Raw genomic sequence first — 18,088 nt, 5'->3', positions numbered from 1 at the left:
GAGATGACGAGATGAAATACCAGACACAAAAAGTCGCCATGCTGTATTTTTACGGCGCAATCGGGCTGTTCGTGGCGCAGATCCTGTTCGGCGTCGTCGCCGCCACGATCTACGTGCTGCCCAACACGCTTTCCGAGCTTCTGCCCTTCAACATCGTGCGCATGATCCACACCAATGCCCTCGTGGTATGGCTACTGATGGGCTTCATGGGCTCGACCTTCTATCTTCTGCCGGAAGAAACGGAAACGGAGCTTTACAGCCCCAAGCTCGCCATCGCGCAGTTCTGGATCTTCCTGGTGGCCGCCGCGGTTGCCGTGGTTGGTTATATGTTCCGCATCCATGAGGGCCGCGAATTCCTCGAACAGCCGTTCTTCATCAAGGTCGGCATCGTTCTCGTGGTGCTGATGTTCCTGTTCAACATCACCATGACGGCGCTGAAGGGCCGCAAGACGACGGTCATCAACATCCTGCTCTTCGGCCTCTGGGGTCTGGCGATCTTCTTCCTCTTCGCCTTCTACAACCCCATCAACCTCGCACTCGACAAGATGTACTGGTGGTACGTCATCCATCTGTGGGTGGAAGGCGTGTGGGAACTGATCATGGCCTCGATCCTCGCCTTCCTGATGATCAAGCTCAACGGCATCGACCGCGAAGTGGTGGAAAAATGGCTCTATGTCATCGTCGGTCTTGCGCTTTTCTCGGGCATTCTCGGCACCGGCCACCATTATTACTGGATAGGCGCGCCGGGTTACTGGCAGTGGATCGGCTCGCTGTTCTCGACGCTGGAAGTGGCCCCCTTCTTCACCATGGTCATCTTCACCTTCGTCATGACCTGGAAGGCTGGCCGCAAGCATGAGAACCGTGCAGCGCTGCTGTGGTCGATCGGCTGCTCGGTCATGGCCTTCTTCGGCGCCGGCGTCTGGGGCTTCCTGCACACGCTGTCGTCGGTGAATTACTACACCCACGGCACGCAGCTCACCGCCGCCCACGGGCACCTCGCCTTCTTCGGCGCCTATGTGATGCTGAACCTTGCGATGATGGCCTATGCCATACCCGAAATGAAGAAGCGTGCGCCCTACAATCAGTGGCTTTCGATGACGAGCTTCTGGGTCATGTGCACGGCCATGTCGGTCATGACCTTCGCGCTGACATTCGCCGGCGTGGTGCAGATCCAGCTTCAGCGGGTCATGGGTGAAAGCTTCATGGATGTGCAGGACCAGCTGGCGATCTTCTACTGGATCCGTCTCGGTTCTGGTCTCGCGGTTCTCATTTCGGCGGTCATGTTCATCTGGGCAATCCTGGTACCGGGCAAGCAGAAACAGGGCGACGTTGCCCGCCTCGTGCAGCCCGCCGAATGAGAAACGGACCGGCTCTCCTTTTCCCCCGGAGAGCCGGTTCCTTACCACCAACCATGGAGATGACCATGAATACGATTTTCCGCCCCGCGCCGCAGCCTTTGCCGGACGCACCTTTTTACACACCGCTCGGCAATGAATGCACGCTGTTCGAAAGCGCCTGGGTGCGGCAATTGCCGCTGCTGCTGAAAGGCCCGACAGGCTGCGGCAAGACCCGTTTCGTCAGCCATATGGCAGCGAAACTCGGCCTGCCGCTTTCCACCGTTTCGTGCCACGACGATCTTGCTGCCGCTGATCTGACCGGCCGTTACCTGCTGAAAGGCGGTGAAACCGTGTGGATGGACGGCCCGCTAACACGGTCCGTGCGCCAGGGCGGCATATGTTACCTCGACGAAATCGTTGAGGCGCGAAAGGATGTGGCTGTCGTATTGCATCCCCTCACCGATGATCGCCGCATCCTGCCGCTGGAGCGCACCGGCGAAGTGCTGGAAGCACCCTCGGGCTTCATGCTCGTCGTTTCCTATAATCCCGGATACCAGAACCTTTTAAAGAGCCTGAAGCCCAGCACCCGCCAGCGTTTCGTCGCCATTGAATTCGATTTTCTGCCCAAGGAGCAAGAAATCGCCGTCGTTTCGCACGAAAGCGGGCTGGATGCGCGCGATGTCGAGCCGCTCGTCGATCTTGCCCACCGGCTGCGCGGCCTGAAGGGCCACGATCTGGAAGAAGGCGTCTCCACCCGCCTGCTCGTTTATTGCGCCAGCCTCATCGATACCGGCCTTCCCGCCCGTCAGGCCGTGCGTGCGACCATGATCGAACCGCTGACCGACGAGCCTGATGTGAAGGCCGCGCTGCATGAAGTCGCGGATGCGATCATCCGATAGGCGCTTTGATATCCACGCCGGATTGCGCGGCCCCGCGCGTTCCGGTCAGATGCCATGAGGATAAACCATGCTGGACTTTCTGGAACTGGAAGAAACCGTCGGCCGCGCCTGGCACAGGCTGATCGGCGAAACCGGCACATGGCTGCGCTTCCCGGATCACGCCGTGAAGCTGGAGGATATGCAGGCCGTGCTGGCCATCTGTTTCCGCGGTTTTGGTGGTGAATATGCGGTGCAGATCGCGCCGGCCCGCGCCCGTACCTCCACGCATCGGCTAAGGCTTCGTCAGCGCATGGGCCTTGGGGAAGAAAAGCTGGCCCAGCCGGGCCGCGATCACGCCACGCTGATGTTGCCGCCCGTACTCGATCTGTTTCCCGACCGCCGCCTCAACCGCGATCTTTATCTCTGGCTCGCTGCTGCCATGGCGCTGATGCCGCTTGAACCAGTCATGGCCGCCGACCCGTTGGGCAACGATCTTGCCCGGCTCGACCGCGCCACAGAGCTGGCAAAAGCCGTCACCCATGCCTTCCCCGGCATGAAGACCCGTTATCGCCGGCTTTGCGCCGCGATGCTCGCGGTGCGCCAGAAGCGGCCGTTGCCCCAGACGGAGCAGCAGGTGGAGCAACGGGTGCTTTCCATGCTGGCCGATGCAGCAGGGATCGAGGGCCATACGCCGCCCGCCGGCTTCCCGGAAAAGGCCCCGCCGCGTTATCTACCGATGCTGCCGGTGCCGCTGTGGCCGGATACGCTGCTGCGAGAAACCTCCGAGGCCCGGCAAGGCGAGGACCAGCCGGCCTCCAATGCAGCGCCGCAGAGTGCGGAAGCAGCTCGCCATATCGCCGTGCGCGAAAAGGCCGAGAATCGCAAGACCGAACGCAGCCCCTTCATCCTCAACCGTTTCGAAAAAATCCTCGCCATGGCCGAGATGGTCAATGTCGACCGGCCGGGTGACGACAGCGACGATGCCGATGGCAGTGCGGCGGATGAGCTTGACGATATGACGCTGGGTGAAAGAAAGGGAAGACCTTCCGCCCGCTTCCGTTTCGACCTCGACCTGCCGCCCGAAGCGCTGAACCATACGCCGCTGACGGCGGAACTGACCTATCCAGAGTGGGATTATCGCAGCGGCGCCTATCTCGCCGACCATTGCCGGGTCATTGCCGGACCGGCGAAGGACGCCGAGACGGCACCGGAACCCGACGCGGACACGAAAAGCCTCATCCGCCGCGTCAGGCGGCAGTTCGAGGTGCTGAGGCCACGCCACGAAATGCTGCGCGCCCAGCTTGACGGCAACGATCTCGATCTTGACGCCGTGGTTCGCGCCAGAAGCGATATCGCCGCCGGAGGACAGGGCAGCGACCGCATTCATATGGCAAGCCGCCCACAGGCGCATGATCTTGCCGTAACCATTCTTGTCGACGTGTCGCTATCGACCGATGCCTGGTTCGACAATCACCGGGTGCTCGATGTGGAGAAGGAAGCCCTGCTGGTGCTTGCCCACGGGCTTTCCGCCTGCGGCGACAGTCACTCGATCCTGACCTTCACCTCCCGCCGCCGTTCGTGGGTGCGGGTGGAAACGGTGAAGGATTTCGATGAGCCGATGGGCCACACTATCGAGCGTCGCATTGCGGCGCTAAAGCCCGGTTTCTACACCCGCATCGGCCCCGCCATCCGTCATGCCAGCGCCAAGCTGCGTGAAAGACCGGAACGCCGCAAGCTGCTTCTGCTGCTGACGGATGGCAAGCCGAACGATGTCGACCATTATGAGGGCCGCTTCGCCATTGAGGACAGCCGCCGCGCGGTTTCCGAGGCGCGACGCTCGGGCGTCAGCGTTTTCGGCGTGACTGTCGATAGCAAGGCGCAATCCTATATTCCGGCCATGTTTGGCCAGAACGGCTATGCCATCGTCAACAGAATAGCGAAGCTGCCATCGGCGCTGCCGGCGATCTATCGCAACCTCGCCGGCTAAGACCTTGAGCGATTCCGCTTTTCTTTGAAACGCAAAACCGTTCTAACTCTTTGTTTTTACGCATTGTCCGGACGCAAAACCGCTCCGCACTTTTGCTGGAAATGCTCCAATCTGACGAATCTCAGGTTTATTTGCGCGGCAACAATGTCGCCAGACGGCACGGCGGATAGGTTTTTCCAGTCCGCCGGCCGGCCGCACCGCCGGACATCATTCCATCCGCGGCCATGGAGCCAGCCTATGTCCGAAGCCCAGACCGCAACCAATATAGATGTGCGCATCATTCCGCCTCGTGAACGCCATCCGCGCATTTTCGGCGCGCTTGGTGCATTGACCGAAGGTCAATCGCTGCAGATCACCAGCGATCACGATCCCCGTCCGCTGCTCTACCAGCTGGCCACCAATTTCCCCGGCCAGTTCGGCTGGGAATATCTCGAACAGGGTCCGGAAGTCTGGCGTCTCGATATCGGCCGGCTGGAAGAACAGGCCGAAGGTTCCGAGGACGATATGTCCGGCTGCGAATGCTGCTGCGGATCCGAACATTGACCCCTGCCCCGGCGATGTGGTGAAAAGACCTCTGGCGGACGGCCCTTGCCGCCGCCAGCCGACAGATGAGGTGAAGCAATGACGGAAATGATCAGGGAACTCGATGTCCGGCCGCTTTTGCGGAGCGGCGGCGAGCCCTTTCCGGCCATCATGGAAGCCGTGGCCGGGCTTGCTCCCGGTGAGGCGCTGCGCTTATACGCCACCTTCCGGCCCGTTCCGCTGTTCAAGGTAATGGCCGAGCGCGGTTTCGACCATCAGGTGAGGGAAATCGGCGGCGGTGACTGGGAAGTGCTGTTTACGCCGCAATCCACTGAGACCGAACAGATTTCCGTTTCGCCGGCGCTTGCCGGCAATGCCGAGGAGCCGCAGATATGGCCCGACCCGGTCATCTATCTCGATCTGAGCGATGAGACGGTTGAGGGTCAGGCGAGCCGCACGCTTGCGGCGCTTGGCCGTCTTCCGCCGGGTGCCGTGATCTTCGTGTTGATGCCGCAGGAGCCGACCTTTCTTTATCCGGAACTTCTGGCCCGGGGCCATCAATGGGCCGGCAATTTCGACGAGGCGCGCACGGCGTTTCGCATCTTTATCCGTGCCGGTGTTGGCGCGCATTAGGCCGGATATCAAGTCCGTCGAAAACGAAACGCCCTGGAAATTGCTTCCGGGGCGTTTCGTTTTGGCGGTGTCGCGATAAAGCCTTCTATGCTTTCAGCGGTTTGCGTTCCCGCATCAGGATTGGCCCATATTCGATGCAGAAGAGACCGAAGCCCACGATCCAGAGAAGCGCGGAGCAGGCGTAAAGATGCATCATCGCACCGGGGAAGAACTCGGCTGCCGGTCTCAGCAGCGCGCAGGCGATCAGCGCCACATAAGCGGCGATGGTGACCCTGCTGGCCGCAAGCTTGCGCCCGGTATGACCAAGGCTTGCTCTCGTCATCACCGCAAGCATCATGCAGCCGATGACGCCGACGGTGAAGATATGCAGGACGGAGCGTGTGTCCATGACGTCACGAGCCGCCAGCGCTATGGTGATGAAACCGACGGGAATGAAGGCATAGGCCACATGCAGCACCACCAGCACCTGCTCGGGCCATGTCGTCCAGCCGCGCCAGCGGATCAGACGCACGGCATGCATGAATGACGCCAGAAGTGCCGTGGGTACGGCGACCATGCTCTCGGGTTCCATCGTCCAGACGGCCAGTGCTGCAATGCCGATCAGAATGGCGGCGGTATCGAAACCGTTATAGGGAACGGGGAAATCCGTGCGACCGAAACGGTTCAGCCAGTTGCGGGTAAAACTCGGCACGATACGGCCGCCGACGATGATGACGAGCACGGTATAGGCCGAGACCGCCAGGCGGGTCGCGATCAGGCTATGATCGCCCCCAATCGCCGCAACGTGGAATACGATATTGGCGACGGAAAGCGCCAGTAGCCCGCCCAGCACCTTCAGGTCCTTCCATTTGCGCCCGGCAATAACCTCGCGTGCGCAGATCGCCAGAAGCGCCGGCAGGAAAAGCCCATCGACCGCCGCCGCAACGACCACGCCCACCGTATCCGGCACAAGCAGGAAAAGCCGGCCGGCGCACCAGAGCGCAAACAGCCACACCAAAGGTTTGCCCGATACCGGCAGCCGCCCCGTCCAGTTCGGCACAGCCGTCAGGAGAAAACCGGCCAGCACCGCCGAGGCGAAACCGAACAGCATTTCATGAGCGTGCCAGTTCGGTGCACCATAATCCCCGCCAAGGTCGACGAAGCCGGAAAGGGCTGCGATCCACAACACCATCGCCACGATCGCCCAGATGGCTCCGCCGAGGAAAAACGGCCGGAAGCCGTAAGAAAAGATAACCGGGCCGGTGCGCGCCAGCCCTCTTGGAATGCCGCCCTTGGGCCGGGGCCGCCCTTGGGTGAGAACGGTTTCGCTGCCACTCATTATAATGCTCCTTGCTTGGTCTTGACATATGTCTAGACCCAAGCCCGTCCAGCCTCTTTGCGAACAGGCAAAGAGGAGGAGCAATGCTTCCGCACCGTTCCTCAATCGACTGCCAAAATGTCGCAGGTCGCCGCCAGGGTAGTTTGTTCCATCTCAAATTGTATTTCTGCATCTCCGCTACAAATGTTGTGACAGAGCGAAAGATGCTCTGCCCTAAGAGGGACAGGAGAAATATGATGACGGACGGGTTCCACATCACACGGCGTAATATTCTCGCAGGCGCAGCATTTGCAGGGGCTGTAGCGCCCATGATCATGCCTTCGGCAGCAAGCGCGGCAGAGGAAAAGAAGGCCGCGGCCAAGCCATTGACGAGCGCGGAGATTGCAGCGCTACCTCGCGTAAAGGTTGACCTCGTCAAACCGCCCTTCGTACACGCCCATACGCAAAAAGCCGAAGGCGGACCGAAGATCGTCGAGTTCACGCTGACGATCAAAGAGCAGAAGATGGTCCTCGACGACAAGGGCACCGAAGTTCACGCCATGACGTTCAACGGTTCGGTTCCCGGCCCCTTGATGGTGGTGCATCAGGACGACTATGTCGAACTGACCCTCATCAACCCCGATACCAACGAGCTGCAGCACAATATCGATTTCCATTCGGCCACCGGGGCGCTCGGCGGCGGCGGGCTGACCATCGTCAACCCCGGTGAAAAAGCGATCCTGCGCTTCAAGGCGACCAAGGCCGGCGTCTTCGTCTATCACTGCGCACCTCCCGGCATGGTGCCGTGGCACGTCACCTCGGGCATGAACGGCGCGATCATGGTGCTGCCGCGTGAGGGCCTGACCGACGGCCACGGCAAGGAGCTTGTTTATGACAAGGTCTATTATATCGGCGAGCAGGACTTCTACATCCCGCGTGACGAGAACGGCAATTTCAAGAAATATGAAAGCGCCGGCGACGCCATGGCAGATACGCTGGAGGTGATGCGCACGCTGACGCCAACCCACATCGTCTTTAACGGCGCAGTCGGCGCCCTGACCGGGGAACACGCCCTTCAGGCCGCAGTCGGTGAAAAGGTGCTGATCGTCCATTCGCAGGCCAACCGTGATACCCGCCCGCATCTTATCGGCGGCCATGGCGATTATGTCTGGGCCACCGGCAAATTCCGCAACCCGCCTGATCTCGACCAGGAAACCTGGTTCATTCCCGGCGGCACGGCGGGTGCGGCCTTCTACACCTTCGAGCAGCCCGGCATCTATGCCTATGTCAACCACAACCTCATCGAGGCCTTCGAACTGGGCGCGGCCGGCCATTTCAAGGTAACGGGTGAGTGGAACAACAGCCTGATGCAGGCGGTGCTCGCCCCGTCGAGCATCTGACACGACCAGAGGCGCGCCGCCAGTATGAGGTGCGGCGCGCTTCCCCTCCGGCTTTATCCGGCCTGAACGCAGGCCCGAACTTTAGCGTTCCCGCAACGCAGGCAGGTTCCCATGGGCATTCCCGGCAACAGCCTTTTCCCAAATACAGTCTCGCTTCTTTTGCCGCTCTCGCTTGCCACGCTGCTGGCGGCGGCCATCGGCTTCCAGTCAGGGATCATCCGCAGCGGCACCGATCCACGCGCAGTCATGACCGCGCCTCAGGTCGTCACCGTTCCGCCGGGCAGTTTCAGATACCGGGCGGAGGGCGAATATTTTCGCAATGGTTACGCCGTCGATGGCCCGATGGTCGAGGTGGCGATGCGGCAAAATTTGACGATCATGAAATATCAGGTATCGAGCGCGGATTATGCGCGCTGCGTGGCGGAAGGCGGCTGCCAGCAGCCGGAACCCGGCTTTGCCGCTCCGGTCGGCGGCGAGATACCGGCAACCGGCATCAGCCAGGATGATGCCCGCGCCTATGCCGCATGGCTGAGCGAGCGGACAGGCGCTGTCTGGCGCCTGCCGAGCGACGCTGAACTGGCTTTTGCCGCCGGATCGCTTTTTCCGGATGAGACGCTTGGTGTGGCTGCCAACAGTGAAAACCCGGCTTTGCGCTGGCTGGCCGATTACGAGCGGCAGACCAGCCGCAAGGCCTCGGGCAATCCCGTTCCGCAATCCTATGGCAGCTTCGGCGAAAACGAATATGGCCTTGCCGATTTCGGCGGCAATGTCTGGGAATGGACATCCAGCTGCAGCCACCGTGTGACGCTCGGCAAGGATGGTGAGGCGATCGATAGCGTCGCCTCCTGCGGTATCCCGGTCGCTTCGGGAAAACACCGGGCGGCGATGAGCGCCTTCGTCAAAAACCCGAAAAGCGGCGGCTGCGCCGTCGGCGTACCGCCTGATAATCTCGGTTTCCGGCTGGTAAAGGACACACGGTGGTATGCGCCGCTTCTCGAAAAGCTTCGTGCCACCACCCTGCTTTCTTGACATTCATCAATTAAAACAAGCGCTTGATTCATATCATTTGATCTTCTGCCGCCGGTGATAGTGCTGTATGCTGACAATACAGAAAAGGCCGATCTCCGATTGCCAATGCAATCATCCTGAGGATCGTCCAATCACCGGAGAGGGTGCAAGTGAAGATTGACCGAAGCGTCATCCGGTCGCTGGCCTTGTTTGCCAAGATGGCCGACGATGAGCTGGACGGACTGCTGACCCACGCCACATCCCGGCTGGTGCCGCCGGGCGAAGCCATTTTCGAGCAGGGGCAATCGGCAACACATTTCTTCCTGCTCATCCACGGCCGCCTGAAGGTGACGCAGGTGACGCATGACGGTCAGCAGATCATCGTGCGTATGGTGCATCCCGGTGATCTCTTCGGTTTCGCGCGAGCACTGCAACGGTCCGATTATCCCGGCACAGCCACGACAGCTGCCGAAAGCGTCATCCTGTCGTGGCAGACGGACCTCTGGCCGCAATTCGTCGAGCAGAACCCGCATCTCGCCGTCTCCGCCATGCAGACCATCGGTCAGCGTCTTGAAGAAGCCCATACGCGCATCCGCGAAATGTCGACACAGGAAGTGGAGCGCCGGGTGGCCCATGCCGTGCTGCGTCTTTCGCAGCAGGCGGGACGCAAGGAGGAGGACGGCATCCGTATCGATTTCCCGATCTCGCGTCAGGACATCGCCGAGATGACCGGCACGACCCTGCACACGGTCTCGCGCATCCTTTCCAGCTGGGAGTCCAAGGGACTGGTGCAGGGAGGGCGGCAGAAGCTGCTGGTGTGCAATCTGCCGGGCCTTGCCCAGCTGGCAGAGGGCGAAACAAGCCAAGTATAATTGGGCGTATCCCCGGTCTCGTCGCGTCCCACCTTTTCGTTGTCACTCGGCCGGTTTCGAAGCCGCGCTTTCGATATAGGCGATGAGGTTGTCCAGATCTTCCGGCTTGCTGATGCCGGCCAGCGCCATCTTGTTTCCAGGTATTTTCTTTTTCGGCGCGCTCAGGAAATCCCGCAATTCCTCCGGCGTCCAGACGAGACCGTCCTCGCCCGCTTTTTTCATCGCACTCGAATAATTATAGTCAGATACGCCACCGGCAGCGCGGCCAATGATGCCGTTAAGCTGTGGGCCAACCCGGTTTTTGGCGCCCTCGCCGATGGCGTGGCAGGCGGAACAGCGCTTGAACACCGCCTCCCCCTTGGCGACATCGCCTTCCGAAAGAGCGGGAATGGCGCTTGCAGTCAGCATTGCCGCCGCGATGATTGTTGTATTGCGCATCGTGTCATCCTTGTCTTGCCGCATAAATACGGCCCGCCCGCAAAAGCGGACGGGCCGGAGGTTGCTCTGTTCAGGTCGTGCCCCACGCGGGCGTGCCCTTGTTATAGGGAACGCGGTCTTCGAAACCGCCGGGAATTTCGTCATAAACGAGAACTTCCGTCGCGCCGATCTTCGAGGTGAAGAAACCGAGCAGCGTCAATTGCTTGACGAGTGTGAAGGCGTGCGGAGCGGTCGGCGTCTGTTCCGCCTTGGCCTGTTTGTCCAGCGCCGCAAGCAGCGTCTGCCGCTGCTGATCCGTCAACTCCAGAAATGCCTTTTTGTGCTCGGCCTGACTGCGCTTCTCGATTTCGGGGATTGCCGAGAGGAAGAGTGTCCGCTGCTCCTCGGTATAACAATCGGCCGCGTAAACCGCCATGAATGCGCCGACAGCGGCATCCTTTGCACCCGGCGTGGACGTGCGGGGAATAATGGTCTCCGCAACCTCATCCAGAAACCGGATATCCTCCGGGCTGAACACATGGCCGCCGGCGGGCTTGGCGGCGTTTTCCGCAGCCGTGAGGATATCCGCGCCGATCAGCGGAAGGCCGGTGGCAATGGCTATCAGTTTCAGCAGTTCGCGTCTGTTCATCACAGGTTCCCCTTCTTGCGTTCAGAAACGGCAAAATCGGCGGCACGCGCCGTCAACGCCATATAGGTGAGCGACGGGTTGACGCAGGACGCCGAGGTCATGCAGGCGCCATCGGTCACGAAGACGTTGGGTGCATCCCAGACCTGGTTATTGCCGTTGAGGACGGAGGTTTTCGGGTCGCGTCCCATGCGGGCCGTTCCCATTTCATGAATGCCCATGCCCGGCGCGTAGGTGCCCCGCGAGGGCTTGACGTTCTTGATGCCGACCGCCTCGAACATCTCGACGGCGTCATTGACCATGTCTTCGCGCATATCGAGTTCGTTCTGCTTCATCTCGACATTCATCGACAGGACGGGAAGGCCCCATTTGTCCTTCTTGTCCTGATCCAGCTTCACGCGGTTCTCATGATACGGCAGCATTTCGCCGAAGGCGGTCATGCCGATGGTCCAGCCGCCCGGCTCGGTCAGCGCCTCCTTGTAGTCGGCACCGATATTGAGTTCGGCGATTTCCCGCTCCCAGCGCGACCGGCTGGCGGATCCCTGATAACCGAACCCGCGCAGATATTTGCGCTTGTCGTCGCCGGTGTTGCGGAAGCGGGGAATATAGAAGCCCGCCGGGCGGCGACCCTTGAAATAGAAATCATCGAAACCCTCAACCTGGCCGGTGGCCCCCATGCGGAAATGGTGGTCCATCACGTTATGGCCGAGTTCGCCGGAGCTGCTTCCAAGCCCGCCCTCCCAGACGTCGGTGGCGGAATTCATCAATACCCATGTCGAGTTCAGCGTCGAGGCGTTAAGGAAGATGATGTCGGCGGTATATTCATAGGTCAGGTTCGTCTCGGCATCGATGATCTCGACGCCACGCGCCTTCTTCTTGTCCTTGTCGTAGAGGATTTCCTTGACGATGGAGAAAGGTCGCAAAGTGAGATTGCCGGTAGCGACCGCCGCAGGCAGGGTCGATGCCTGCGTGCTGAAATAACCGCCGAAGGGACAGCCCAGCCGACACTTGTTGCGGAACTGACAGCGCGTGCGCTCCTGATCCGGAAGTTCCTGGGTGATGTTGGCGCAACGCGAATTAATGAGGTGGCGCGTGCCTTTGAAAGCTTTCTTCAGCCGGCTGGCAACATCCTGCTCGACGAAATTGAGCGGAATGGGCGGCAAAAATTCACCATCGGGAAGAATATCCAGCCCTTCCCGGCTGCCGGAAATGCCGGCAAAACGCTCGACATAATCATACCACGGAGAGACGTCCTCATAGCGGATGGGCCAGTCGACGGCGATGCCATCTTTCGCATTGGCTTCGAAATCGGTCTGCGACCAGCGATAAGTCTGGCGTCCCCAGAGCAGCGAACGGCCACCGACGTGATAACCGCGGAACCAGTCGAAGCGTTTTTCTTCGACATAGGGCGTTTCCTGCTCATCGGCCCACATGCCGAGCGTGGCTTCTTCCAGCAGATAATCGCGGCTGAGAACGGGGTATTTCGCCTTCATCTCCTGCGTGGCGCGGTTGCGATGGGGATAATCCCAGGCTTCCTTGTCCGCATTCTGATAGTCGGTGATGTGCTCGATGTTCCGGCCGCGTTCCAGCAGCAGGACCTTCAGGCCCTTTTCCGTGAGTTCCTTTGCGGCCCAGCCTCCACTGATACCTGAGCCGACAACAATCGCATCATAATGATTGTTCGCCATGATAACTCCTCCGATGTGTACTTTGGAAAAAACGACGAGACGAAACGCTTCCCGTCGCGACGCGGCGGAAACTGGATATGCGTCTGTCGAACCTCATGCGCCCCGGCGAAACCGGCCGCCGGGGAGCGGTTCTGGTTTTACTGGCAGTGTTTACTGAAGGGTCGGCAGGCGTTCGTTAAGGAACGCATTGCCCTTGGTCACGACAGCTTCGGCATCGAGCGGAAGGTCGTGTTCAAGGATGAACCACTTGACGCCGGCCTGCTTGGCCGCCGGCAGAATTGCCTTCCAGTCTAGAACGCCGGTGCCCAGCGTGGCAAAGCCGCGCTCATTTTCCGCCGTGCCCGCAGGCGCATTGTCCTTGGCATGGATGGCAAATACCCGGCCCTTCAACGTGCCGAGGAACTGCGCCGGATCATTGCCGCTGCGCGCCACCCAGGCGACGTCGAGTTCGCTCTGCAGCTTCGGGCCAGCGGCATTGAGCAGCAACTCAAGCGCTGTCTTGCCGTCGAACTTGACCATTTCAAAGTCGTGGTTGTGGTAAGCCATGGAGAGGCCTGCCGCAGACAGCTTGTCGGCATATCCACCAAGCTCCTTGCCGAAGGCGGTCCAGCCAGCGGCGTCCTTCGGGCGATCTTCGGGTTTCAGGAAAGGCACGGTCACGACCGGATTGCCGACGGCCTTCTGCTCGGTGATGACCTCATCGAGGTTGCCGCGCAGTTTGTCGATCGGTACATGCGAGGAAATGACCTTGATCTTGTGCTTTTCCAGAAGCGCGTTCAGCTCGCTGGCGCTGACCTTCTGCATGTCCACCGTTTCCACGGCGGAAACGCCGGCGCGGTTGAGGATTGCAAGCTGCTCCTCAAGTGTTCCCGCATTGCGCAATGTGTACATCTGCGCGGCGATCGGCAGTGTCTTGCTGTCTTCAGCAAAAACCGGGTTTGCGATACCGGCCGCCAATGCGACGACGACTGCCATGCTTGCGAATTTTGACTTGAACGTTTTCAAACGCGTAACTCCCTTTCCGTTTGATCAATGTGACGACACGTGTGCCCACGCGTTTCCCGGCCTTCTGACCGGGTCATGCCGGGCACCGCCTCCTGTGCCCTGCGTCGTCCGTTCTCGGTATGCGATGATCTAGATGTCTATCCCTACCCAGGACGAGGTCCGGCTGGACCGAACGGCCGCATCGATGAATGCGAGACCCGCAAGGCCGTCCTCTATGCCGGGATAAATCACATCCCCGGCGGCTGTCTTTCCCTCCCTTTTTGCGATGATTGCGTCTGCGGCTTCGCGGTAAATCGTCGCAAAACCTTCGAGATATCCCTCCGGGTGCCCGGATGGCACGCGGCTGACACGGCTGGCGGCAGCACCTGCCCCCGCACCGTTACGGGTGATAAGCCGTTTCGGCTCTCCATAAGGCGTAAACCACAGCTCGTCTGGTATCCGGTGGTGCCACTCAAGTCCGCCCCTGTCGCCATAGACCCTGAGCGACAGCGCATTTTCATTGCCGACAGCGATCTGGCTCGCCCACAGCATTCCCTTCGCACCGCTTTCGTAACGCAGCAGAATATTGGCGCTGTCATCCAGCTGCCGGCCCGGCACGAACGAGGTCAGATCGGCATAAAGGCTCGTCGGGATTTCACCCGTCACGAAGGCGGCGGCGTTGAAGGCATGGGTGCCGATATCGCCGATTGCCCCGCCCGCGCCGGAGCGGCTGGGGTCGGTGCGCCATTCCGCACCCTTTGCGCCGGTCTTTTCCACCGCTTCGGTCAGCCAGTCCTGCGCATATTCCGCCTGGACATGGCGCAGCTTGCCGATGGCGTCATTCGCAACCATCTCGCGCATCTGCCGCAACATGGCGTAGCCGGTGTAATTATGCGTGAGGATGAACAGCCGGTCGGATGCGCCGACGATCTTGGCAAGCGCCCTCGCCTCGTCCATCGTCGCGGTGACGGGCTTGTCGCAGATGACGTGGATGCCAGCTTCGAGAAACGCCTTGGCCGGGGCGAAATGCAGATGGTTCGGCGTAACGATGGCGACTGCCTCAATGCCGTCTTCACGTCCGGCTTCGGCCGCCGCCATGTCCTCAAACGATGCATAAGAGCGCTCCGGCCCAATGCCAAGCAGGGTCGCAGAAGCGCTAGCGCGGGCCGCATCAGAGGAAAGCGCGCCGGCCACCAGTTCATAACGGTCGTCCAGCCTTGCGGCGATGCGATGCACAGCGCCGATAAAAGCGCCCTGACCACCACCCACCATACCGAGACGGATACGGCGGCTGTCGAATTTTTTTGTGCCGGAAGACATGGCTATCCCTTTCAAAGTCCAAGAAGGCGACGGTTGGCGGCATCATCGACGCCGCTCTTGGCGAAATCGTCGAAAGCCCGCTCAGTCACGCGGATGATGTGGTTTTCAATAAAGCCCGCACCTTCACGCGCCCCATCTTCCGGGTGTTTCAGCGCGCATTCCCATTCCAGCACCGCCCAGCCGTCGAAGTCATATTGGGTGAGTTTGGAGAACACCGCACCGAAATCGACATGCCCGTCGCCGAGCGAACGGAAACGCCCCGGCCGGTCGACCCAGCTCTGATAGCCGCCATAAACGCCGGAACGGCCGGTCGGATTGAACTCCGCATCCTTGACGTGAAAGGCGCGGATACGCTCGTGGTAGATATCGATGAACTCAAGATAATCCATCGCCTGAAGCACGAAATGCGAGGGATCATAGAGAATGTTGGCGCGCGGATGATTGCCGGTGGCCTCGAGAAACCGCTCGAAGGTGACGCCGTCATGCAGGTCCTCACCCGGATGCAGCTCGTAGCAGAGATCGACACCATTCTCCTCGAAAGCATCGAGAATCGGTGTCCAGCGCTTGCCCAATTCCGCAAAGGCCATTTCGACAAGACCAGCCGGACGCTGCGGCCACGGATAAACGAAGGGCCAGGCAAGCGCGCCAGAGAAAGTTGCGTGGCTTTTGAGGCCAAGATGCTGCGAGGCTTTCGCCGCACACTTCAGCTGGTTGACCGCCCATTCCTGCCGCGCCTGCGGTTTGCCGCGCAACTCGGCCGGTGCAAAACCATCGAACATTTCATCATAGGTGGGATGAACAGCAACAAGCTGGCCCTGAATATGGGTGGAAAGCTCGGTGATCTCGACGCCTGTCTCGGCCAGACGACCCTTGATATCATCGCAGTAGGTCTTGGAGGAGGCAGCTTTTTCGAGATCGAAGAGTTTTGGATCGGTCGGCAGCTGGATGCCCTTGTAACCGAGCGAAGCCGCCCATTGGCCGAGATTGTCGAGCGTGTCGAAGGGGGCTTCGTCCCCGACAAATTGCGCGAGGAAAATCGCGGGGCCTTTGATCGTCTTCATGTCCTTACACTCCTTGCATTCACAATTTCGGCGTAGCCGCTACCGATGCGGCGGGCGGCGGCAGGGCGCGACCGAGCCGCGCACCACCAATTCCGTATCCAGCACGATGGTTTCAGCCGTGCGCTTGCCGTTCAGCCGGTCAACCATCAGCGCCATGGCCCTGCGGCCCATTTCCTGCCGGGGCTGGCGTACCGTTGTCAGTGGCGGCTCAAAGGCGTTGGCAAAGATGATATCGTCGAAGCCAATGACCGAGACATCGGTCGGAACCGAAACGCCACGCGCCCGCAACTCACTGATCGCGCCAATCGCCATCTGGTCGCTCGATGCGAAGATCGCAGTAAAGGCAATGCCGTTTTCGAGAAGGCCGGTTATCGCCTGACGACCGGCTTCGATACTGTAATCGCCCGTCACCACCAGCTTGTCGGAGTAGCCAATACCGGCTTCAACCAGCGCATCCCGATAGCCTTCGAAACGCTCATTCGCCAGACTCTCCGGGAACGGACCGGCAAGATGCACGATCTCCCTGTGCCCCGCCTCGATCAGATGCCGCACGGCGTTTCTGGAAGCGGCGCGGTTATCCACCTTGACCGTGGGCAGCGCGATGCCGGGCACGGTTTCCGACGCGATGACGATCGGCGGCAGCGTGTCGGCCTGATCGAGAAACTCTGAAGGAAACTGACCGGTCATCAGGATCAGGCCATCGGCATGTTTCTGGCGCACCATATCGATATGGGTCGCCACGCGGTTCTCGTCATTGCGGGCGTCGCCCATCAGCACCTTGAAACCCGCTTCGCCGGCGGCCTCCTCCACACCCTTGTAGATTTCGAGATAAAACGGGTTGCCGATATCGCGAACGAGAAGGATGACGGTGTTGTTGGATTGACGCCTGAAGCTCGCGGCCTGGGCGTTGGGAACAAAATTCGCCAGCCGGACGGCGTCGAAAACCTTTTTCCGAGTTTCCGGGCGAACCTTGTCGGGTTGTTGCAGCGCCCTTGAAACGGTCGCGATGGAAACACCCGCGAGAGCTGCAACTTCCCTGATATTCGAACCTTGGTCTTTGCTCATCTGTCACACACGCAACTGCTTTTGGCGGCCATAAAGCAGCATCAGCGCTAGCAACGTGACACCGAATATGATCTGCCGTGCCCATACATCGAGGTTGAGCGTTATCAGTACGCTTTGCAGAATGGTGAGCGCAACCGCCCCGGCCATGGTTCCGACATATCCGCCCGCACCGCCGGCAAGCGAAGTGCCGCCGATGACGACCGCGATGATCGACGGAAGGACATATTGGTCGCCGACAGAAATGAAGGAGGTGCCGGTATAACCGATCACGCAAACCCCGGTCAGCCCGGCGAACAGGCCGGAGAGACCATAGAGCAGCGTGCGGATCAGGGAAACGGGCAATCCGGTTAGCGTCGCCGCCCGCTCGTTCGAGCCGATGGCGTAAACCGCGAAACCGAAGGCCGTGCGGCGCAGCACGAACAGCATGATCGCGGCAATGCCAAGCCAGACGAACAGCACGCCGGGAATACCGAAGATGAGCGGACGGTTGATGAAGCCCGCCAGAAGGGGGGCTGCCGCACCTGACGGAACGCCCTGCGAATAAACAACCAGCCCGCCCTGTATCACTGCCGTCATGCCGAGTGTCATGACCAGCGGCGGAATGCGCACGAAGGTAATGCCGAGGCCGTTGATGAGGCCGATGAGGAAGGGAACGCCGCCCGCGACGAGAATGGCGAGCGGGATGCCCGCATTCTGGCCGTTCATCATATTGCCTGCAAGGACCGCGCCGAGCGAGATCATCGCGCCGACGGAAAGATCAATGCCTTCGCGTCCGCCGAGGATCACGAGGTTCTGTCCCGCCGCGACGATGCCGAGAATGGCGGCGATCGTCAGCAGCCGCACGATCTGCGACCCCTGCGCAAAGCCGGGCGACAGCAATTCGCCGACCAGCAGCAGGAAGACCGACGCGCCAATCGCAATGGTCAGGGGATCGGTGATGATGGATTTGATTTGCAAGCCGGGATTGGTCATA

The 18,088-nt window shown here is 60.4% G+C and carries 17 protein-coding genes; 8 read left to right on the top strand and 9 right to left on the bottom strand.

The window, feature by feature from the left end; all coding sequences use genetic code 11:
* Positions 1-11: 11 nt before the first annotated feature.
* From FCH38_RS17420 to FCH38_RS17400, 5 genes are all read left to right on the top strand, one after another.
* Positions 12-1,358 (top strand): cbb3-type cytochrome c oxidase subunit I, encoded by a 1,347-nt coding sequence (locus FCH38_RS17420; RefSeq protein WP_174374528.1) that lies wholly within the window; start codon positions 12-14, stop codon positions 1,356-1,358.
* A 65-nt stretch (positions 1,359-1,423) separates the two neighbouring features.
* On the top strand, positions 1,424-2,236 hold the full coding sequence (locus FCH38_RS17415) for a CbbQ/NirQ/NorQ/GpvN family protein (protein ID WP_153515871.1): 813 nt from the start codon (positions 1,424-1,426) through the stop codon (positions 2,234-2,236).
* A gap of 67 nt (positions 2,237-2,303) precedes the next feature.
* Positions 2,304-4,202 (top strand): nitric oxide reductase activation protein NorD, encoded by a 1,899-nt coding sequence (locus tag FCH38_RS17410; RefSeq protein ID WP_174374527.1) that lies wholly within the window; start codon positions 2,304-2,306, stop codon positions 4,200-4,202.
* A gap of 237 nt (positions 4,203-4,439) precedes the next feature.
* Positions 4,440-4,745, top strand: a complete 306-nt coding sequence (locus FCH38_RS17405; protein WP_149900822.1) for a DUF2249 domain-containing protein — start codon at positions 4,440-4,442, stop codon at positions 4,743-4,745.
* 78 nt (positions 4,746-4,823) lie between these two features.
* Positions 4,824-5,357, top strand: coding sequence for a DUF2249 domain-containing protein (locus FCH38_RS17400; RefSeq protein ID WP_174374526.1), 534 nt, complete (start codon positions 4,824-4,826; stop codon positions 5,355-5,357).
* An 85-nt stretch (positions 5,358-5,442) separates the two neighbouring features.
* Here FCH38_RS17400 and FCH38_RS17395 read toward each other — a convergent pair whose 3' ends face one another.
* Positions 5,443-6,675 (bottom strand): NnrS family protein, encoded by a 1,233-nt coding sequence (locus FCH38_RS17395; protein WP_174374525.1) that lies wholly within the window; start codon positions 6,673-6,675, stop codon positions 5,443-5,445.
* 236 nt (positions 6,676-6,911) lie between these two features.
* On the opposite strand from FCH38_RS17395, the gene nirK reads away from it, so the two are divergent.
* The 3 genes from nirK (at position 6,912) to FCH38_RS17380 (ending at position 9,934) form a co-directional block, all read left to right on the top strand.
* A complete protein-coding gene (gene nirK, locus FCH38_RS17390) occupies positions 6,912-8,054 on the top strand; it encodes a copper-containing nitrite reductase (protein ID WP_174374524.1) in 1,143 nt (380 codons plus the stop codon).
* Between the two features lie 111 nt (positions 8,055-8,165).
* Positions 8,166-9,083, top strand: coding sequence for an SUMF1/EgtB/PvdO family nonheme iron enzyme (locus FCH38_RS17385; protein ID WP_174374523.1), 918 nt, complete (start codon positions 8,166-8,168; stop codon positions 9,081-9,083).
* Positions 9,084-9,232: 149 nt separating this feature from the next.
* Positions 9,233-9,934, top strand: a complete 702-nt coding sequence (locus tag FCH38_RS17380) for a Crp/Fnr family transcriptional regulator (RefSeq protein ID WP_137454302.1) — start codon at positions 9,233-9,235, stop codon at positions 9,932-9,934.
* A gap of 42 nt (positions 9,935-9,976) precedes the next feature.
* Here FCH38_RS17380 and FCH38_RS17375 read toward each other — a convergent pair whose 3' ends face one another.
* From FCH38_RS17375 to FCH38_RS17340, 8 genes are all read right to left on the bottom strand, one after another.
* Positions 9,977-10,372 (bottom strand): c-type cytochrome, encoded by a 396-nt coding sequence (locus FCH38_RS17375; RefSeq protein ID WP_174374522.1) that lies wholly within the window; start codon positions 10,370-10,372, stop codon positions 9,977-9,979.
* 70 nt (positions 10,373-10,442) lie between these two features.
* Positions 10,443-11,000, bottom strand: a complete 558-nt coding sequence (locus FCH38_RS17370) for a gluconate 2-dehydrogenase subunit 3 family protein (RefSeq protein WP_153515879.1) — start codon at positions 10,998-11,000, stop codon at positions 10,443-10,445.
* Positions 11,000-12,685 (bottom strand): GMC oxidoreductase, encoded by a 1,686-nt coding sequence (locus tag FCH38_RS17365; protein ID WP_174374521.1) that lies wholly within the window; start codon positions 12,683-12,685, stop codon positions 11,000-11,002. The genes FCH38_RS17370 and FCH38_RS17365 overlap by 1 nt, the downstream gene beginning before the upstream one ends.
* A 150-nt stretch (positions 12,686-12,835) precedes the next feature.
* On the bottom strand, positions 12,836-13,690 hold the full coding sequence (locus FCH38_RS17360; protein WP_174374520.1) for a TIM barrel protein: 855 nt from the start codon (positions 13,688-13,690) through the stop codon (positions 12,836-12,838).
* A 129-nt stretch (positions 13,691-13,819) separates the two neighbouring features.
* Positions 13,820-14,989, bottom strand: coding sequence for a Gfo/Idh/MocA family protein (locus tag FCH38_RS17355; RefSeq protein WP_174374519.1), 1,170 nt, complete (start codon positions 14,987-14,989; stop codon positions 13,820-13,822).
* Between the two features lie 11 nt (positions 14,990-15,000).
* Positions 15,001-16,050 (bottom strand): sugar phosphate isomerase/epimerase family protein, encoded by a 1,050-nt coding sequence (locus FCH38_RS17350; RefSeq protein WP_174374518.1) that lies wholly within the window; start codon positions 16,048-16,050, stop codon positions 15,001-15,003.
* Between the two features lie 39 nt (positions 16,051-16,089).
* Entirely contained in the window at positions 16,090-17,115 is a 1,026-nt protein-coding gene (locus FCH38_RS17345) for a LacI family DNA-binding transcriptional regulator (RefSeq protein WP_174374517.1), read from the bottom strand.
* 3 nt (positions 17,116-17,118) lie between these two features.
* A complete protein-coding gene (locus FCH38_RS17340) occupies positions 17,119-18,087 on the bottom strand; it encodes an ABC transporter permease (RefSeq protein ID WP_149900810.1) in 969 nt (322 codons plus the stop codon).
* Position 18,088 lies beyond the last annotated feature (1 nt).

This window comes from Agrobacterium tumefaciens (assembly GCF_013337285.1).
GTDB lineage: Bacteria > Pseudomonadota > Alphaproteobacteria > Rhizobiales > Rhizobiaceae > Agrobacterium > Agrobacterium burrii.
Note: the sequence above shows the minus strand (reverse complement) of the source record. Positions and strands in the feature narration are given on the sequence as shown.

Excerpts from the sequence above, each read along its gene's own strand:
- FCH38_RS17395 (WP_174374525.1), bottom strand. The coding sequence starts at position 6,675 with ATGAGTGGCAGCGAAACCGTTCTCACCCAAGGGCGGCCCCGGCCCAAG.
- FCH38_RS17345 (WP_174374517.1), bottom strand. The coding sequence starts at position 17,115 with ATGAGCAAAGACCAAGGTTCGAATATCAGGGAAGTTGCAGCTCTCGCG.
- FCH38_RS17385 (WP_174374523.1), top strand. The coding sequence starts at position 8,166 with ATGGGCATTCCCGGCAACAGCCTTTTCCCAAATACAGTCTCGCTTCTT.
- FCH38_RS17400 (WP_174374526.1), top strand. The coding sequence starts at position 4,824 with ATGACGGAAATGATCAGGGAACTCGATGTCCGGCCGCTTTTGCGGAGC.
- FCH38_RS17405 (WP_149900822.1), top strand. The coding sequence starts at position 4,440 with ATGTCCGAAGCCCAGACCGCAACCAATATAGATGTGCGCATCATTCCG.
- FCH38_RS17420 (WP_174374528.1), top strand. The coding sequence starts at position 12 with ATGAAATACCAGACACAAAAAGTCGCCATGCTGTATTTTTACGGCGCA.
- FCH38_RS17415 (WP_153515871.1), top strand. The coding sequence starts at position 1,424 with ATGAATACGATTTTCCGCCCCGCGCCGCAGCCTTTGCCGGACGCACCT.
- FCH38_RS17410 (WP_174374527.1), top strand. The coding sequence starts at position 2,304 with ATGCTGGACTTTCTGGAACTGGAAGAAACCGTCGGCCGCGCCTGGCAC.
- FCH38_RS17340 (WP_149900810.1), bottom strand. The coding sequence starts at position 18,087 with ATGACCAATCCCGGCTTGCAAATCAAATCCATCATCACCGATCCCCTG.
- FCH38_RS17355 (WP_174374519.1), bottom strand. The coding sequence starts at position 14,989 with ATGTCTTCCGGCACAAAAAAATTCGACAGCCGCCGTATCCGTCTCGGT.
- FCH38_RS17370 (WP_153515879.1), bottom strand. The coding sequence starts at position 11,000 with ATGAACAGACGCGAACTGCTGAAACTGATAGCCATTGCCACCGGCCTT.
- FCH38_RS17350 (WP_174374518.1), bottom strand. The coding sequence starts at position 16,050 with ATGAAGACGATCAAAGGCCCCGCGATTTTCCTCGCGCAATTTGTCGGG.
- FCH38_RS17375 (WP_174374522.1), bottom strand. The coding sequence starts at position 10,372 with ATGCGCAATACAACAATCATCGCGGCGGCAATGCTGACTGCAAGCGCC.
- nirK (WP_174374524.1), top strand. The coding sequence starts at position 6,912 with ATGACGGACGGGTTCCACATCACACGGCGTAATATTCTCGCAGGCGCA.
- FCH38_RS17365 (WP_174374521.1), bottom strand. The coding sequence starts at position 12,685 with ATGGCGAACAATCATTATGATGCGATTGTTGTCGGCTCAGGTATCAGT.